The sequence below is a fragment of the Mesorhizobium sp. ESP-6-4 genome, assembly GCF_020164735.1.
In the GTDB taxonomy this organism is placed as follows: domain Bacteria; phylum Pseudomonadota; class Alphaproteobacteria; order Rhizobiales; family Rhizobiaceae; genus Mesorhizobium.
This window is the reverse complement of record NZ_JAIUGS010000002.1, coordinates 448,957-461,953: the sequence shown is the minus strand read 5'-3', so window position 1 is coordinate 461,953 and position 12,997 is coordinate 448,957. Positions and strand designations below refer to the sequence as shown.

23 protein-coding genes are annotated in these 12,997 nt (G+C 63.2%); 8 read left to right on the top strand and 15 right to left on the bottom strand.

Annotated features, from left to right (window positions below; all coding sequences use genetic code 11):
* Window positions 1-22 precede the first annotated feature (22 nt).
* Together LB523_RS06050 and LB523_RS06045 are read left to right on the top strand one after the other, a co-directional pair.
* Window positions 23-328, top strand: a complete 306-nt coding sequence (locus LB523_RS06050; RefSeq protein WP_224601476.1) for a hypothetical protein — start codon at window positions 23-25, stop codon at window positions 326-328.
* Between the two features lie 120 nt (window positions 329-448).
* Window positions 449-889 carry a GFA family protein gene (locus LB523_RS06045; RefSeq protein WP_224601474.1) on the top strand — a complete coding sequence of 147 codons (441 nt, stop codon included), beginning with the start codon at window positions 449-451 and terminating at the stop codon, window positions 887-889.
* A gap of 149 nt (window positions 890-1,038) precedes the next feature.
* Here the strand turns inward: LB523_RS06045 and LB523_RS06040 are convergent, their stop codons facing one another.
* The gene (locus LB523_RS06040) at window positions 1,039-1,341 is read right to left on the bottom strand and encodes a hypothetical protein (protein WP_224601472.1); all 303 of its coding nucleotides are present in this window, start codon (window positions 1,339-1,341) and stop codon (window positions 1,039-1,041) included.
* A 99-nt stretch (window positions 1,342-1,440) separates the two neighbouring features.
* On the opposite strand from LB523_RS06040, the gene LB523_RS06035 reads away from it, so the two are divergent.
* Window positions 1,441-1,986: a hypothetical protein gene (locus tag LB523_RS06035; protein WP_095768417.1), complete on the top strand. Its 546-nt coding sequence runs from the start codon at window positions 1,441-1,443 to the stop codon at window positions 1,984-1,986.
* A 26-nt stretch (window positions 1,987-2,012) separates the two neighbouring features.
* Here the strand turns inward: LB523_RS06035 and LB523_RS06030 are convergent, their stop codons facing one another.
* Window positions 2,013-2,273: a hypothetical protein gene (locus tag LB523_RS06030; RefSeq protein WP_224601470.1), complete on the bottom strand. Its 261-nt coding sequence runs from the start codon at window positions 2,271-2,273 to the stop codon at window positions 2,013-2,015.
* Window positions 2,274-2,444: 171 nt separating this feature from the next.
* On the opposite strand from LB523_RS06030, the gene LB523_RS06025 reads away from it, so the two are divergent.
* Window positions 2,445-2,639: a hypothetical protein gene (locus tag LB523_RS06025; protein WP_140840737.1), complete on the top strand. Its 195-nt coding sequence runs from the start codon at window positions 2,445-2,447 to the stop codon at window positions 2,637-2,639.
* 112 nt (window positions 2,640-2,751) lie between these two features.
* Here LB523_RS06025 and msrA read toward each other — a convergent pair whose 3' ends face one another.
* The 6 genes from msrA to LB523_RS05995 form a co-directional block, all read right to left on the bottom strand.
* Window positions 2,752-3,273, bottom strand: coding sequence for a peptide-methionine (S)-S-oxide reductase MsrA (gene msrA, locus LB523_RS06020; protein WP_095768415.1), 522 nt, complete (start codon window positions 3,271-3,273; stop codon window positions 2,752-2,754).
* 154 nt (window positions 3,274-3,427) lie between these two features.
* Window positions 3,428-3,748 carry a hypothetical protein gene (locus LB523_RS06015; protein ID WP_140545448.1) on the bottom strand — a complete coding sequence of 107 codons (321 nt, stop codon included), beginning with the start codon at window positions 3,746-3,748 and terminating at the stop codon, window positions 3,428-3,430.
* Window positions 3,748-3,942 (bottom strand): hypothetical protein, encoded by a 195-nt coding sequence (locus LB523_RS06010; protein ID WP_224601467.1) that lies wholly within the window; start codon window positions 3,940-3,942, stop codon window positions 3,748-3,750. The genes LB523_RS06015 and LB523_RS06010 overlap by 1 nt, the downstream gene beginning before the upstream one ends.
* Window positions 3,927-4,166 carry an ABC transporter permease gene (locus LB523_RS06005; protein WP_224601466.1) on the bottom strand — a complete coding sequence of 80 codons (240 nt, stop codon included), beginning with the start codon at window positions 4,164-4,166 and terminating at the stop codon, window positions 3,927-3,929. The genes LB523_RS06010 and LB523_RS06005 overlap by 16 nt, the downstream gene beginning before the upstream one ends.
* A gap of 109 nt (window positions 4,167-4,275) precedes the next feature.
* Window positions 4,276-4,479 (bottom strand): hypothetical protein, encoded by a 204-nt coding sequence (locus LB523_RS06000; protein ID WP_140840730.1) that lies wholly within the window; start codon window positions 4,477-4,479, stop codon window positions 4,276-4,278.
* Complete coding sequence (locus tag LB523_RS05995) at window positions 4,476-5,228, bottom strand: glycoside hydrolase family 108 protein (protein ID WP_224601464.1); 753 nt, start codon at window positions 5,226-5,228, stop codon at window positions 4,476-4,478. The genes LB523_RS06000 and LB523_RS05995 overlap by 4 nt, the downstream gene beginning before the upstream one ends.
* A gap of 90 nt (window positions 5,229-5,318) precedes the next feature.
* On the opposite strand from LB523_RS05995, the gene LB523_RS05990 reads away from it, so the two are divergent.
* The gene (locus tag LB523_RS05990; protein WP_224601462.1) at window positions 5,319-5,474 is read left to right on the top strand and encodes a hypothetical protein; all 156 of its coding nucleotides are present in this window, start codon (window positions 5,319-5,321) and stop codon (window positions 5,472-5,474) included.
* On the opposite strand, the gene LB523_RS05985 is transcribed toward LB523_RS05990, so the two are convergent.
* The 7 genes from LB523_RS05985 to LB523_RS05955 all read right to left on the bottom strand — a co-directional run bounded on the left by LB523_RS05985 (window position 5,471) and on the right by LB523_RS05955 (window position 11,134).
* Entirely contained in the window at window positions 5,471-6,217 is a 747-nt protein-coding gene (locus LB523_RS05985) for a hypothetical protein (RefSeq protein ID WP_224530953.1), read from the bottom strand. The genes LB523_RS05990 and LB523_RS05985 overlap by 4 nt on opposite strands.
* Window position 6,218: 1 nt before the next feature.
* Window positions 6,219-6,659 (bottom strand): hypothetical protein, encoded by a 441-nt coding sequence (locus LB523_RS05980; RefSeq protein ID WP_224601460.1) that lies wholly within the window; start codon window positions 6,657-6,659, stop codon window positions 6,219-6,221.
* Window positions 6,660-6,671: 12 nt separating this feature from the next.
* Window positions 6,672-8,285 (bottom strand): terminase family protein, encoded by a 1,614-nt coding sequence (locus LB523_RS29365; protein ID WP_318011946.1) that lies wholly within the window; start codon window positions 8,283-8,285, stop codon window positions 6,672-6,674.
* A gap of 164 nt (window positions 8,286-8,449) precedes the next feature.
* Window positions 8,450-9,451 carry a bestrophin family protein gene (locus LB523_RS05970; protein ID WP_224601458.1) on the bottom strand — a complete coding sequence of 334 codons (1,002 nt, stop codon included), beginning with the start codon at window positions 9,449-9,451 and terminating at the stop codon, window positions 8,450-8,452.
* Window positions 9,452-9,659: 208 nt separating this feature from the next.
* Entirely contained in the window at window positions 9,660-10,400 is a 741-nt protein-coding gene (locus LB523_RS05965; protein WP_224601456.1) for a terminase large subunit domain-containing protein, read from the bottom strand.
* On the bottom strand, window positions 10,348-10,773 hold the full coding sequence (locus tag LB523_RS05960) for a hypothetical protein (RefSeq protein WP_224601454.1): 426 nt from the start codon (window positions 10,771-10,773) through the stop codon (window positions 10,348-10,350). The genes LB523_RS05965 and LB523_RS05960 overlap by 53 nt, the downstream gene beginning before the upstream one ends.
* A complete protein-coding gene (locus LB523_RS05955) occupies window positions 10,766-11,134 on the bottom strand; it encodes a hypothetical protein (RefSeq protein ID WP_224601452.1) in 369 nt (122 codons plus the stop codon). The genes LB523_RS05960 and LB523_RS05955 overlap by 8 nt, the downstream gene beginning before the upstream one ends.
* A 382-nt stretch (window positions 11,135-11,516) precedes the next feature.
* On the opposite strand from LB523_RS05955, the gene LB523_RS05950 reads away from it, so the two are divergent.
* The 3 genes from LB523_RS05950 to LB523_RS05940 all read left to right on the top strand — a co-directional run bounded on the left by LB523_RS05950 (window position 11,517) and on the right by LB523_RS05940 (window position 12,928).
* On the top strand, window positions 11,517-11,810 hold the full coding sequence (locus tag LB523_RS05950; RefSeq protein WP_318011945.1) for a hypothetical protein: 294 nt from the start codon (window positions 11,517-11,519) through the stop codon (window positions 11,808-11,810).
* Between the two features lie 153 nt (window positions 11,811-11,963).
* The gene (locus LB523_RS05945) at window positions 11,964-12,428 is read left to right on the top strand and encodes a hypothetical protein (RefSeq protein ID WP_095768411.1); all 465 of its coding nucleotides are present in this window, start codon (window positions 11,964-11,966) and stop codon (window positions 12,426-12,428) included.
* Between the two features lie 230 nt (window positions 12,429-12,658).
* Window positions 12,659-12,928, top strand: a complete 270-nt coding sequence (locus LB523_RS05940; protein ID WP_095768410.1) for a hypothetical protein — start codon at window positions 12,659-12,661, stop codon at window positions 12,926-12,928.
* Window positions 12,929-12,997: the final 69 nt, after the last annotated feature.

Genomic DNA, 12,997 nt, shown 5'->3' with positions numbered 1-12,997 from the left:
ACTTCAAAAACCTGGCGTCCCCATGAGAACCCTGTTGATTGCACTTGCCGTAGGCAAAATGTTGTGCGCCGGCCCAATGTTGTGCACCGTGAGCGCCGCCTACGCCCGGCCGGACACACGCGCGATGACTTGCGAGCAGACGCAGACGCTGATCAAAAGTGATCGTGCCGTGGTCTTGAGCACAGGCGCGGATACTTATGACCGATTCGTTCGGCAATTCGGCAATGAGTGCGACTGGCCGGAAGTGCCTGTGTCGACGACGGTTCCGACCAAAGACGGCGAGTGCCGCGTCTATCGGTGCGAGGAGCCGATCAACCTCCCCGACTGACCGTGCTTCTTGCACGCAGGCGTGGAACCATCGCAACTTGTTGCGGGTTTTAGCAGCGGGCAGCGGGACCTGCCGGGGCGAGCGAAATTGGCTCTGTGCATAGCCGCAGGAGGAACAGCAATGCCTGAAATCGCGCGCAGCGGGAGTTGCCTGTGTGGCGGGGTGCAGTTCCGCGTCACTGGGGAGCCGCTCCGGGTCGGCCTCTGTCACTGCAAGGACTGCCGCAAGACAAGCGGATCGGCCTTCCATGCCTACGCCGTATGGCCGCTAAAAGCGTTCGAAACCACCGGCATCACCAGCAGCTATGGCGCTCGGAGCTTTTGCCCCACCTGCGGAAGCCGCGTTCCGTTCGTTGGCCACGACGAGGCCGAAGTGACGATCGGTAGCCTGGACGTTGCGCCAACCGAAGGGCTGGTGCCGAGCTATGAACTCTGGATCGGACGCCGCGAGCCCTGGTTGCAGGCCCTGCCCACGGCGCGCCAGTTCGAGCATGACCGGATCGCCGATGATTCGGCCGCAAGCGCTGAAGCCGACCTGGAGCCGCGGCAAAGACTGGCTTAGGTTGATCTCTTGGCAGACTTTAGTCTGAACGACAGAGACCTTCAGTCTGGTGACGGCTTCGGACGTCCGGGAGGACGCCCAGCCGCGGACTGATATGCGCGGGCTTTTCTCGAAGTTTCGCGTTTTTCAACCACCGGTCGGTTTGCCGGTCAATCGGCTGACGCTAGCATTTGGAGATGCTGCAAATATGAGGCGGCAAGCCGGCTTGTGGCTCCCTGCAGCAGCACGCAAAGAGTTTTATTCTTTTTACAAAATATAAGAATTTTCAACCATGCCTCTTGCGGAAATACAGCCTCCGGGGTTGTTTCGCCTGCTTGTCCGCCGCGTTTTCGCGTAAAACGCCAAGCGGCAGTTGCAACATCAAAGTGAAAATTCTTTCGGCTCGAGAAATTTTTCTTCGCCGTCTTTCCGGTTATATCAGCATGACATCCCCGAATTGCCAGTGGCAGCAAGTCTTATGACTTCCGGCCTTGTACAAAAGGCCATGTTTGTTTCTTACCGTTTTTGCGACATAGTGCTGCCAAAGCTTGAAACCGGACGGGGCGGTTTTCATGACGTCGGCGCCTGAACACGGCCGCAACATGCACATGCGGTATCCACCGATCGACGGGTTCTGGACCTGGGACATCAAGCGCGACCGCGTTTATGGCGACGCCAATCTTTCAGATTATTTCGGTCTGACACTCGATGAGTTCTCTCATGGCGCTTCGCTTGAACGATGCATGCAAAGCATCGATCAGGACGATCGTTCACGGGTTCGGCTGGCGATCCGCAAGGCCGTGGAGCGCAGGTCCGCATTCAGGGAGGTCTATAGGGTCCATTCCGAGAAGATGGGGTTGCGCAAGATCCTGGCCGTCGGCCAATGCTATGTTGACGGGACAGGCGAGGCAGCGCTCTATCCCGGCTGGTTCGTCGATTTGACGGACGACGCCGCGTGCGAAGAGCAGGCGCTGCGCGAGATCCGCAACCATGTCGGGCAAGCCAAGGACCTAGCGCGGTCGATCGGACACGACCTGATGTCCTATCTCCTGGATAACATCGAGGAAGAGGTCGAGCAGCGGCTTAGCGCAAGGCTGGGGAGGCGAAGATCGTCTTGAAGCAGCTTTCGCCGATTGCTCGCGGGTCAATTTCGCTTGCCGTGCCGGCCGACTTCAGCCACGACCATGCGCGCAAAATGCGACTGGGGCGACCGGCGCTCTATGAGCTTGGCCCGCTCCAGGGCTGCATCGCCGTAAAATTCGATCAACACGCCGGCAGCCTTGGCGGCGTCGGCTTTCAATCGGCCGAAATCGGCCTGCCCGCTCTCGCTTGGGGGCTCGCTCCTGGCGATCACGTCAAGCATGGCTTGCAACTTGTCAGGAGTGCTGCCCTCGTCTTCGTGCATGGTCGCCATCCGATTGGGCGCGTAAAATATCGACATTTCCGCGCGATGTCCAACAGCTTCGTTGATCGGGCGTCCTCAGTGCAACCGAGTACAGCTTCACCGCGAGCGAGGCGATAATCTTCGTACAAGCATAGTGAGCCAAACTTACCGCACCGACATTTGGGGGCACCCATGGACCAGCCTAGCAAAATGGAAAACCTGCAATTTGCGCAGGGAATCCTGCGAGAACTTCGCCAGAAGGCGGAGGCCGATGGCGAGAAGCTTCTGACCTACCTGATCGACATGGCTTATCTCGAAGCCAGCGACCGCATCCGCGCCCACTGGATCGGCAACCACGAACACGAAGGCCGCCGAGCCAAGGGCTAAGGCCCGCCGGGCCGGGACAACCAGCCGGAACGCAAAAAAGCCCGCCATGCCTTCCGGCACGGCGGGCAGATCAAAGCGTGTGAAGACTATGTCAACACACCGCGGTCGCTGATTATGACGCGGCCGCCTGTTGACGAACCGGAAGCTTCCAGCCCGGCCGTGCGAAATGGCAGGTGTAGCCGTTGGGATAGCGCTCGAGATAGTCCTGATGCTCGGGCTCGGCTTCCCAGAAGGGCCCGACCGGAGCGAGCTCGGTGACGACCTTGCCAGGCCACAGGCCGGACGCGTCGACATCGGCTATCGTGTCCTCGGCGATCCGTTTCTGTTCATCGCTGGTATAGAAAATCGCCGAGCGATAGCTCGCGCCGATATCATTGCCCTGGCGGTTCTTCGTCGTCGGATCGTGGATCTGGAAGAAGAATTCGAGCAGCGTGCGGAAGCTGGTCTTGGCCGGATCGAAGATGATCTCGATCGCCTCGGCGTGGGTGCCGTGGTTGCGGTAGGTGGCGTTGGGGACATCGCCGCCGCTGTAGCCCACTCGCGTCGAGATCACGCCGGGCAAGCGCCGGATCAGATCCTGCATGCCCCAGAAGCAGCCGCCGGCAAGGACCGCACGCTCGGTGGAAGAAGCCATGTCGTACCTCCTTTGGATTGCTCCATAGATAGGCGTTGCGCCTGGATTCTTCCAGCGGCTCGAGCGGGCAAACCGCTGATACCGTCATCTTGGTATCGTGTGGACGATCTCCCGGTCGATGTCTCGATGCCTGCACGGTGTCGGTCCGCCGCGATCAGGAATCCGGCGTTTGTTTGAATCTTCGCACGACCACCTCGAAAACGATGTCCGAGATCCACATGGCCGAGACTCCGATGAGGAAGGCTGCGGCGAGCGTGGTGGTGTCGTCGGCGGCGGGAATTGGCAGGCCGCTTGCCCGGACCCAAGCGACGACAGGCAATGTCAGATAGGCGGCGGCCAAGGCGCCGCAGATGGGCGAGGCAATCATCTCGCGCAGCTTGTAGCGATGGCGCGACAGCGCCCGCAGCACGCCGCCGGCGAGCCCCGCTGCCACGACCTGGCCCTTGATGCCGAGAAGATCGAAGATGTCATGCATCACGGCCTCCAGCCGCAGAGTTTTTCGCCCTTGCGGTTGTGCGCAAGCAGCGCCCTCGCCTCCTGGTCGGACAAGGCATCGACCGCGCTGGCAGAGAGGCGCATCGGCGGCGCGACGGCGCAGAAGCTGCCCCTGGCCGTCGTGCAGCCGGCGAGCGCGGCGACGATGGCGGCGACGATCAATCCCTTGCCCATGACTTCAGCTCCTTTCTGACCGCGTCAGCCGGCAAAGCGCCGACATCGTTGTCGACCTGGTCGGCGACATCCCGGGCCGCGGCCTCGGCGTCGGCCTGCTTGCTGCGCTCAGCCCTTGCGCCTGCGAGGCGCTGGCGGAAGCCCCAGCCGAGCGCGCCGACAAGGCCGGCTCCGATCGCCAGGATTGTCGGATTGGTGAGAAGCCATGCCAGCAGCGCGCTCATAGCAGCGCTCCGATGAGAAGACCGGCGACAAAGCAGGCGGCGCCGATAACGACATACGGGCTGGCGGCTTCGATACAGGCGGTGAGCAGAGCTTTCAGATTTTCCATGGTCAATGCTCCCAGCCGAACCGGCGCGCGAGCAGATGCCACCACTCGGCCGCGGCGGCGATGGCAAGACCGAGGCCGGTCTCCAGCGCCATTTGAATGTCGGGATCGGCAGAGAATGCCGAGGCGTCGTCGGCGCCCAGAAGGCCGCGCGCGACAAGCACGCCCGCGCAATAGCGCAGGGCGACGCGGATGATAACGGCAGTCATCGGCAGAGCACTCCGAAAAGATTGCAAGGAAGATGCGCGGTCCAGGCGATGAGCGAGCCGAGCGCCAGCGCGATCAGGGTGAGAATGCCGGCTACCTTGGCACCCGATGCGGATTTGTGTGGCAGAGTGGGCGCCTCGCCGGCGGCAGGCAATCCGACGCCGGCAGACGCTGCGGCTAGCGGGACGTCATCGGTGGATGCCGGCCTCGGCGAAGCGTATCCCTCAGTCGCCGACGGCGCGGCCGACATCAGCAGCGCCTGCCGGCGCACGGAGGCGACTCGGACGCTCCAGCCCCGGCCGAAGCTCGGCCAGGTCGATAGTTTTTCCAGGAAGGCGAGCCGCGCGTCGCACAGCGCATCGATGACGACGCCGGCGGGTTTTGCCCTCACCGCCGCCAGCGTGGCCGGGCCAATGCGGCCATCCTGAACAACACCGAGCACACCTTGAAGATACTTCGCCGCCCTGCCCGGCCCGCTGTTCACGGCGAAGTCGAAGAGCGCGTAGTCGATGCCGCCGGGGAGCTGAGCGCCCACCACAGCATCCCAATAGAAACGGCGGTAGACGGTGGCGACTTGGTCATCCGAGATGGCGCGCAGATCGGCCTTCGTGGCGTCTGCTTTGACGTAGCGGCGGAAATTGGCGAGCGTAACGCCCTTCATGGTCGCACCGCCGGGGTCGGCGGGGTTGTCGGACCAGCCGCCTTCGGAGGTGAGGACGAGCGAAAGGGCACGCGCAAAGTTGCGGTCCATGGGGGTTCCTTTCCGCCGGGAGGGGCAGTCAATGTTGGCTTTGATGGGGAAGCTGCTAAACTGTGCGCCAAACAGAGACTGGCGCGCGAAATGGAAGAGAACCTGCGAGCAGGCGAAATACTGGATGGCGAGACCTTATTAAGCGAGGAGCCAAACTTGCTCCTGTGGGCGCTGGTCGGATCGCTTGTATTGAATGTTGTTTTGGGGGTGGCGCTAGCCGGCTTTTATTTCGGACTGGTCAACTAGTCCCCAGGCCTTGTCGTCGCGTCGGCCAGCGTACCCGATAACGTGAACCCGCCACCCCCGCCTTTGTTGGTCGGCCATCCCGAAGTGGGGCCGCTGAGACGGATCAAAGGTGTCCCCAGAGCCGCGACCGCCACGGCTGGGTCAACTGGCTTCTTGATGGAATCGATGAACAGTCGCCTATTAGCTACTACCGAAAGGTCGAGGTAAGTCGGCCACACCAGCAAGTCAGCCATATCGCCCGGATATTTCAAATTTCCCGTTCCGCCGCCGCTTATGAACCAGTCGACCAGCGTCCAATCGACGGTCGATCCAGTCGCGTACGTTGGCACCGTCGCCAAATCGGAAACGTCATTCATGTACAGCCAGCGAGTCGCTGTGCTGGCGAGCTGGAATGACACCAAGAAATGACACCAACCCGACGCCACAAAGTACGACGCGGAAGAACGCATGTCGCCGATAACGGTCCCCGATGAGTTGCTGACAGAAGCTTGAACAGCCCCGGAGCCTCCCAGCGCCAAGAACACACGAGAACCCGTCGCCCCCGCTACCCCAATACCGCCAAGTGCGGTTCCTGATACCGCGTCAGATGATTTTTTGAACCAAAGCGAGGCCAACAACGAATTGCCGTCCACTGCGCCGGTAAGCCCTCCGCCGCGCGAAAGGACGGTGGTCGTGCCGTCGAAATTGACGGCATTCGCCCGATAGCGCGGCCGGGCTGTGGCCGGGATGATGCCGGGCAGCATCCTACAGGCCCAGCCCCAGCACGGACTTCAGCTCGCTGATCGACACATCGAAATTCGCCAGCATGGTGCCCACCTTCTCCTCTGCCGTCGGCGGCTCCGGTGGCGGCGGGGTGTCCTCGATTTCGTAGACCTGCTGGATCACGCCATCGGTTTCCACATAGGACGGTGCGCCGACAACCTGTTTTCCTTCCGGCACTATGAACGGCACAGCAATCCTGCCGCCCAGCGCCTCGACTTCGTCGATCGTCCAAAGGCCCTGGTCGTAGAAGCAGCGCAGGCTGTCGCCGTTCATCTGGATTTCAACAGGATAAGGATCGCATGGCGTCTCCACTTGCCGGCCATCCCCGTAGATGGCGGTATAGGTACCGACCATCTGGGTCACGATCGAGGAGGCGTGCCACTCCTGCCAAAGGTCATTGATCTTACGAACGAGAAGGGACATCGGGTTCTCCTGTTAGGTTCTCAAAACGCTGGTGATGACAAGGCGGCTCGCCGTGTCGACAAAGCCGGCCAGGAAGACGGTTTCCGTCGTCTGGATGGTGATCGGAAAGCTCTCGACGCCGGCCGCTGGCACAAGATTTGCGCTTAGGCTCACGGTGCGTGCGGACGTCACGGCGGTGATCTTGAGCACGAAGCCGAACTGGGGCACCGCATTTGTCGGATTGCCGATCGTGACGTTCGTCGACGCAGCCAACGAAGCGTTGTTGCCAAGCGACATATCCCACGAGACCGACGCGCCGGACGTAAGTGTCTGGTAGGCTACGGTCGACTTTAATGCGGCCGCCGTGAGAAGCTTGCTTGCCGTGCCGAGCTGGAATTCGCTGTTCGACGCGATCGCCGCCGAAGCGAGCATGGCATAGGTCACCAGCCCGGCCGGCACCATGCCTGCCGTCAACTGGCCGAAACCCAGCGCCGAGGACACGCGCCGCAGCAGAGTGTCATCCGACCCGGCCGCGATATCCGCGCGCGTGCCGCTCGAATTGGCCGATCGGCCGAGGACCGACACCGCAGCGCTGTCAGCCAGGGTGTTCAGTGCTATGGCGTTCGCCGGCGGACTGAAGGTGCCGGTGAAAGAGGCATTGACTTTCGGCGCCAGGCTTGCCACCGCCACGCCGCTGTCCTTCACCAGCTTGCCCGTCGTGCCGTTGAATGTGGCGATGTTGTCGGCCGCTGCCGAGGCCGGCCCTGCCACAAGGCTTCCCACTGCCACGCCACTGTCCTTACCGGCCTTCCCCGTGGTGCCGGCGAAGGTGACGATGTTATCGGTCACCGAGGAGGCCGGGCCTGTGAAGTCACCCACGCCGGTGCCATCCGCGCCCTTGTCGCCAGCGCGGGTGAAGATCAGCCAGATGCCGTCGGTGCTGGTCGGCAAAGTGCCGGCGCCGCTGACATAGGCGAGCGTAAGCTTTCGATAGCGTGTCGCGGCCATGAGATCGTCACGCAGCTTCACCACTTGGCCGTTCTTTCGATGAAAAAGCCTGAATTCCTCAAACCATGCGTGAAGGGTGGAAAACACCTTGAAGCGGCCGGACTGCATGCGGTCGAGCATTTCCATCAGCCCGGCCTCGACCGAAACCGAGCCGTCGGCGAAGCGGGCGTGGCTGGTCAGCATGTTCAGCCCGTGGGCGGCATATTGCATTGCCAGCGCCACACCGGCGCCTTCCAGCGTTTCACGGCGGCCATCGCGCGGCCAAGCGAAGGGCAGCCAGTCGCCCCAGCCCTTCAGCGCCAGCGCCTGCATCGCCGGCGTCTGCTGCGAAGCCCGGTGAGCTTTCGTCACATAGACGACATCGGCTTCGGTATCCCAGGCCAGCTCGACCGCGGCCGAAGGATGGTCCCAGCCGAAATCGAGGGCGCCGATGCGCGGCCACCAGCGCGGCAATTTGAAGGGCTCGCAAGCGATCGTCTCCTCCGCCACCGGGAAGATGCGGCCGGAGCCCAGCACCGGAATGCCTTTCGCGCGCGCCTCGCGCTCGTGCTCGGGAAAGGCAGCGACGATCTCTGCGCGCTGCTCGGGCGTGTAATGCCCGGCATCGTCGATAGTCATGAACGTAACGTGGCGGGACATGGCAAACCTTTCCCTTCTCCCCTTGTGGGAGAAGGTGGATCGGCGCGCAGCGCCGAGACGGATGAGGGGTGTTCCAGCGGAGAGACGCGCTGGCGTTCCCTGGAGCACCCCTCATCCGGCCGCTTCGCGGCCACCTTCTCCCGCATGGGGAGAAGGAAAGAACTTCACGTCGCGATGTCGTTCACCGGCGCCAGCGGCGCGGGAAGCGCGGCCTCGCCAAGGCCACGGCGCAGCTCGATCTCGATGTCGCGGCAGATTTGCGAGATCGGCACGTCGTTGGCGTTGCCTTCGAACGGATTGGCGCTGCTTTCGCCGACCAGATCCAGCGACATGTAGACCCAGCCCAGCAGCGCGCTGAACGGGATGGTCAGCCAGATCGAGATCCAGCCGAGCACGCCGCCCAGCTTGGCCATGTCGGCAAAGACCGGAACAACGCCGAAGGGCAGCAAGGTGCAGAAGATGATCATGAACATCGAGCTCACGATCGCGTATTGCCGGGGATAGGGATTGTTCTTGATGCGATCGCAACGCGCCTGCTGGTCCTGCAAGTCGCGTATCAGCTTGATCAGCTCGGAATAGACCTGCGTCGGAACGGCTGAACTCTTCAACAAGCCGTTGACCTCGGCCAATTGCCTGTCGAGAAGCTCTATCGCCGGCTGTGGCGATTTCAGCACGCTTTCGGCTTCCTCGCCCAGCAGCCTGCGCAGTTCCTCGGCAAGCGAGGTCTTGTCCTCCTCAATGTGATAGCGGCGGCGCCGGAACTCGATGTTGGCCGCTTTCGCCAGCGATTCCCAAGGCATCGGCCGCCGCAGCGAAAAACGCAGCGCCGTCAGCCAGGCGAGATGGCGGTAGATCAGCCGCCGGGCGGTGGCAGCATCCATGAAATCCCGGCAGAAGCCGGACAGCATCCGGCTGCTGGCGGTGATCTGCGAGAAGGCCTGCAGAGCCTCGTTGGCGCGGGTGAAGACCTGCGAATTCTTGAATCCGGCGACGAGCGACACCGTGGTGCCGAGCACCAGCACGACCGACCACGGCACCGAGAAGCCCGCGGTCGCCGGAAGGCGGTAGGCGGCGATCGCCAACCCGCTCACCACGACCATGTAGATGACGCTGCGCCGCGACCAGAGCGCGAAGTCCAGCAACCTGTAAGAACGGCCTACATACATTCCTGAAATCCCTTACGGCATGCAAGTCGCGCGACCGCGCGTTCGCGCACCATAAGGGGTGGAAATCGTTTTGACAGAGCCTACGGCAAGCTCCAGTTCGTCGCCCCCACGCAAGTGAGGGAGAGATGGCGCGGCGAAGCGGCGACGGAGTGGTGGCAGCGCCGGCCTTCGATGCAAGAGCGGAAAGCTATTCGTAGAGCTTATCGCCCTACGAAGCCCCCCTCTCCGGCCGCTGCGCGGCCACCTCTCCCCCGCCTTGCGGGGGCGAGGAACCCAAGTCCTGAACCGCCTCCGCGCTCAAAAACCGCAACACCACGTCGCTCATGCCGAGCAGCGGCGTGAACGTGACGATCGTGATGCCGTCCGTGGCATTCGTTCGGGTGAGGCCCTCGGAATAGATATCCAGCGGCGGTTCCTCGTCAAACCAGACGCCGTGCAGCGTCTCGCCCTGCCATTTCTCGCGGCCTTTTTCGTAGCTCTTGAAGGAAAGCACGCTCTCGCCGGCCTGCACATCGCCGCCACCGCCCCAGCGCACGACGACGCTGTCCAGCGCTCCCGGCGCGCCGCGGCCCATTACCGTGTCGGCGATGGCATCGGCCGGGATCATGCCGGTGCCCCACTCGCTTTGCTGCTGCGGCGGACCGACCAGCACGCGCTGCGGATTGTCGCGCGTGCCCTCGCCGGTGACGCCGGCGGCCCAGAGCCTGACGGGTTGGCCGAACACCTTGCCCTTCCACCAGCCCGGATAGCGACCGGTGAGGTGCATGGCCCATTCCGCGCCCCCTGCCCTGGTTTTGCCGAGCTGGTTTCCGGCCATGAACAGACGCTCGCGGTGCGTCGCGCCTGCCGAATGAAATTCGGCCTGCCGCTTGTATGGCGCGTAGGCTGCAAGAAGGTTACGGCGACGCCTGCGGTCCATCTCCTCCAGAAGAGCCAGATAGGTTTGCATCGCTGTCCAGGAGCGGCCGGAGGCTCGCTTCGAGGCCGCGGATACGGCTGCGGATCTCCTCATCGCTCAATTGCCCGAGGCTGGTTTGCTTGGCATCGACACGTTCCGAGAAATCCTTGGCCGAGAAATCCTTGGGCAGCAGCGTCAGCACGACCTTCAGATACTGCTCGGGTTTTTCGGCGCGCACCGCGGCGATTACGCCCGCGCCATGGACGCGGAAATCGGCGCGAAGCGCGGCGGCGAAATCGTCGACGAGCGTCCTTCGCGAGCGCTTGGGGCGGGGGGACGGAGCGGCAGCGGCTTTGGTAGCTTTCGGCTTTCGCCTCGCCGGCTTCGCGCCGACGGGCTCGCGGCGTCTGTTTTCGTCAGCCATGGGTGACAGAATCCGATGGCGCTGCTTTCGCCGCCTTCGCCTTGCGGACCTTGCGGGCCGGCTTCCTGCGCAGCCTTGCGCTGGCCGGCCTGGCCGGCCGGGCATCGGCGGACGGCGCGGCCATTGCCTTCAGCCCCGCCGTGGCTGTGCGGACCGCAGCCGGGCCGAGGCCCTGGCGCGGGAAACCGAAACCGGCGACGGCTTCATCAAGGCCACCGCGAACCATACCGATGCGCACGCCCGGCGCGACCTGCTCGAAACGGCCCGAGCGGTGCGGAAGGCTTGTGCCTTCGAATTCGCCGATAGCGCTGACGATCTCGGCGCCGTCATCGGCGGTGACGATGGTGGCATAGCGTGGCATCTGGGCCTCCAGCAGAATGTTGAAAGCGCCGCAGGACAGGGAAGGCGCCGCCAGCGCTTCGAAAGAATGGATGGCGCGAAAAACAAAAACCCGCCGGCGGCGGGTCGTTGGCGCAAATCAGCACCATGGACAAAATAGTAGCATAGCTGCCTTCACCAGGCAACAGCCTCTAGGTACATTTTCCTAAATTTCTCAAAATACCGGCGGCAAAGCCCCCGTGCGCGCCACACCTATAGATTGAAACGCCGGGCCAGATCACAACAATTTTTGTCGGAACCAACCTTGGTCCGACGGATTCCACCCCTAGTCGCAACGCGACAGATGACCGTCTCGCAACAGAGGAGAAGAGATCATGCTTACAAGGATTCTTGCAGCTTCGGCCTTGACCATCGGCCTCGCGACGGCGGCGATGGCCCAGAACGCGGGTACCGCCGGAAATGACGGCACGGGCAGCGGCCAGACCGTTACCGTCGAGCCGAAGACGCCGGCCGCGCCGTCGCCTGACCAGGCCGCTCCGCCCGATACCGGCACGACCGGCAGCATCACAGGCGGCGACATGAATTCGAACGCCGACAAGAACTGCGCGAATCATCCGCAGGGCGCAATGGGCGATGCCAACAACAGCACCGCCACCACGGTGCAGCCGAACGTGAACGACAACAACTGCGGCAAGTAACTGCGGCAAGCAAGGGCATCGGGCTTGGACCAAGGGCCGTGGAGTTCGCTTCGCGGCCATCGTCTTTTGGTCTGGCGGCGCGCCTGCGGAAACCGCGGGGGAACAATGGCACGGCTCGGCCGTTCGTTCCCAGGAGGCAAAAAGGAGAGACCGATGGCAGACAATGACACCAGCACCACCAATTCAGCCAACGGCAACGCGAAAACCGCCGCCGCGCGCGCCACGCGCACCCGTCCCGCGTCCCGCAGCAGCGCACGAGCCTCGCGGGCATCGGAAGACGCGATGAAGAAGCAGATCGCCGAATTGAAGCGTGAGGTGAACCGGCTGAACCGCACGCTTTCCGAACAGGCCGGGGAAGCCGCAGAGACCGCGCATGGTTGGTATCGGGGCGCGGCCGACCGGGCTTCGAACCTTTACAGCGGCGCCTCTGACCGCGCGTCGCGCGCGGCGAGCCAGTTGCGCAGCCAGGCGCAGAGCGTTTCGGAGACCGTGCAGCAGAACCCCGGCACCTTCTCGACCGCGATGTTGATCGGCGGGCTGGTCGGCTTGCTGGCCGGCATGGCGATCAGCCGAAGCTCCGCCCCCGAGCCGGACTGGCTGCATCGTTGGCACAGGTAGGCATTTCCGGCCCGGCTATAGAGCCGAGTCGGAAAACAATAGTGAGCGAGGGTTGCCTTGCGGCGACCGCGCGGAAAGGCTGGACCGTCGCGCCCGGCCTTTTTCTTTCCCCGCCGGTTTTTTAGTTTCCGAGGTTCTGCTGGGCCTGCTCTGTTCCGGCGGCCGTCCCGGGCTGGTCATTAGCCGATGCTTATGGGATCATTCCCTGAGGGGAATCGCGGAGAGCAGGCATGGACAAACCTGCCATGGCATCCGTCTTTCGGATGCGGCATGTGCCAGCAAGCATTTCGGGCGTTCGCAGCCTGGGCCGGGGCCAGGCCGATCCGATCTTCCATTCGAGACCGCTCGGCGAAGCGATCCGCTTCATCGCCCAGGCCGAGGGCCAATATGACCTCAGCGCCGTCGCTGTCTTCTACGGTGACCGCCAGACGCCGCCGCTCGGCAACCGCGAGATCAGGCGGCTTTGGAGCGAATATGGAGAGCGGTGGATGGAGGCCTAAGCGAGGCTCGCGCATCTCCGGATCGTAACCGCGGCTCGCGCGTTTCACCCCGGTCAATGGGAGCAAAAG

Excerpts from the sequence above, each read along its gene's own strand:
- LB523_RS06050 (WP_224601476.1), top strand. The coding sequence starts at position 23 with ATGAGAACCCTGTTGATTGCACTTGCCGTAGGCAAAATGTTGTGCGCC.
- LB523_RS06045 (WP_224601474.1), top strand. The coding sequence starts at position 449 with ATGCCTGAAATCGCGCGCAGCGGGAGTTGCCTGTGTGGCGGGGTGCAG.
- LB523_RS06035 (WP_095768417.1), top strand. The coding sequence starts at position 1,441 with ATGACGTCGGCGCCTGAACACGGCCGCAACATGCACATGCGGTATCCA.
- LB523_RS06030 (WP_224601470.1), bottom strand. The coding sequence starts at position 2,273 with ATGCACGAAGACGAGGGCAGCACTCCTGACAAGTTGCAAGCCATGCTT.
- LB523_RS06025 (WP_140840737.1), top strand. The coding sequence starts at position 2,445 with ATGGACCAGCCTAGCAAAATGGAAAACCTGCAATTTGCGCAGGGAATC.
- msrA (WP_095768415.1), bottom strand. The coding sequence starts at position 3,273 with ATGGCTTCTTCCACCGAGCGTGCGGTCCTTGCCGGCGGCTGCTTCTGG.
- LB523_RS06015 (WP_140545448.1), bottom strand. The coding sequence starts at position 3,748 with ATGCATGACATCTTCGATCTTCTCGGCATCAAGGGCCAGGTCGTGGCA.
- LB523_RS06010 (WP_224601467.1), bottom strand. The coding sequence starts at position 3,942 with ATGGGCAAGGGATTGATCGTCGCCGCCATCGTCGCCGCGCTCGCCGGC.
- LB523_RS06005 (WP_224601466.1), bottom strand. The coding sequence starts at position 4,166 with ATGAGCGCGCTGCTGGCATGGCTTCTCACCAATCCGACAATCCTGGCG.
- LB523_RS06000 (WP_140840730.1), bottom strand. The coding sequence starts at position 4,479 with ATGACTGCCGTTATCATCCGCGTCGCCCTGCGCTATTGCGCGGGCGTG.
- LB523_RS05995 (WP_224601464.1), bottom strand. The coding sequence starts at position 5,228 with ATGGACCGCAACTTTGCGCGTGCCCTTTCGCTCGTCCTCACCTCCGAA.
- LB523_RS05990 (WP_224601462.1), top strand. The coding sequence starts at position 5,319 with ATGGAAGAGAACCTGCGAGCAGGCGAAATACTGGATGGCGAGACCTTA.
- LB523_RS05985 (WP_224530953.1), bottom strand. The coding sequence starts at position 6,217 with ATGCTGCCCGGCATCATCCCGGCCACAGCCCGGCCGCGCTATCGGGCG.
- LB523_RS05980 (WP_224601460.1), bottom strand. The coding sequence starts at position 6,659 with ATGTCCCTTCTCGTTCGTAAGATCAATGACCTTTGGCAGGAGTGGCAC.
- LB523_RS29365 (WP_318011946.1), bottom strand. The coding sequence starts at position 8,285 with ATGTCCCGCCACGTTACGTTCATGACTATCGACGATGCCGGGCATTAC.
- LB523_RS05970 (WP_224601458.1), bottom strand. The coding sequence starts at position 9,451 with ATGTATGTAGGCCGTTCTTACAGGTTGCTGGACTTCGCGCTCTGGTCG.
- LB523_RS05965 (WP_224601456.1), bottom strand. The coding sequence starts at position 10,400 with ATGCAAACCTATCTGGCTCTTCTGGAGGAGATGGACCGCAGGCGTCGC.
- LB523_RS05960 (WP_224601454.1), bottom strand. The coding sequence starts at position 10,773 with ATGGCTGACGAAAACAGACGCCGCGAGCCCGTCGGCGCGAAGCCGGCG.
- LB523_RS05955 (WP_224601452.1), bottom strand. The coding sequence starts at position 11,134 with ATGCCACGCTATGCCACCATCGTCACCGCCGATGACGGCGCCGAGATC.
- LB523_RS05945 (WP_095768411.1), top strand. The coding sequence starts at position 11,964 with ATGGCAGACAATGACACCAGCACCACCAATTCAGCCAACGGCAACGCG.
- LB523_RS05940 (WP_095768410.1), top strand. The coding sequence starts at position 12,659 with ATGGACAAACCTGCCATGGCATCCGTCTTTCGGATGCGGCATGTGCCA.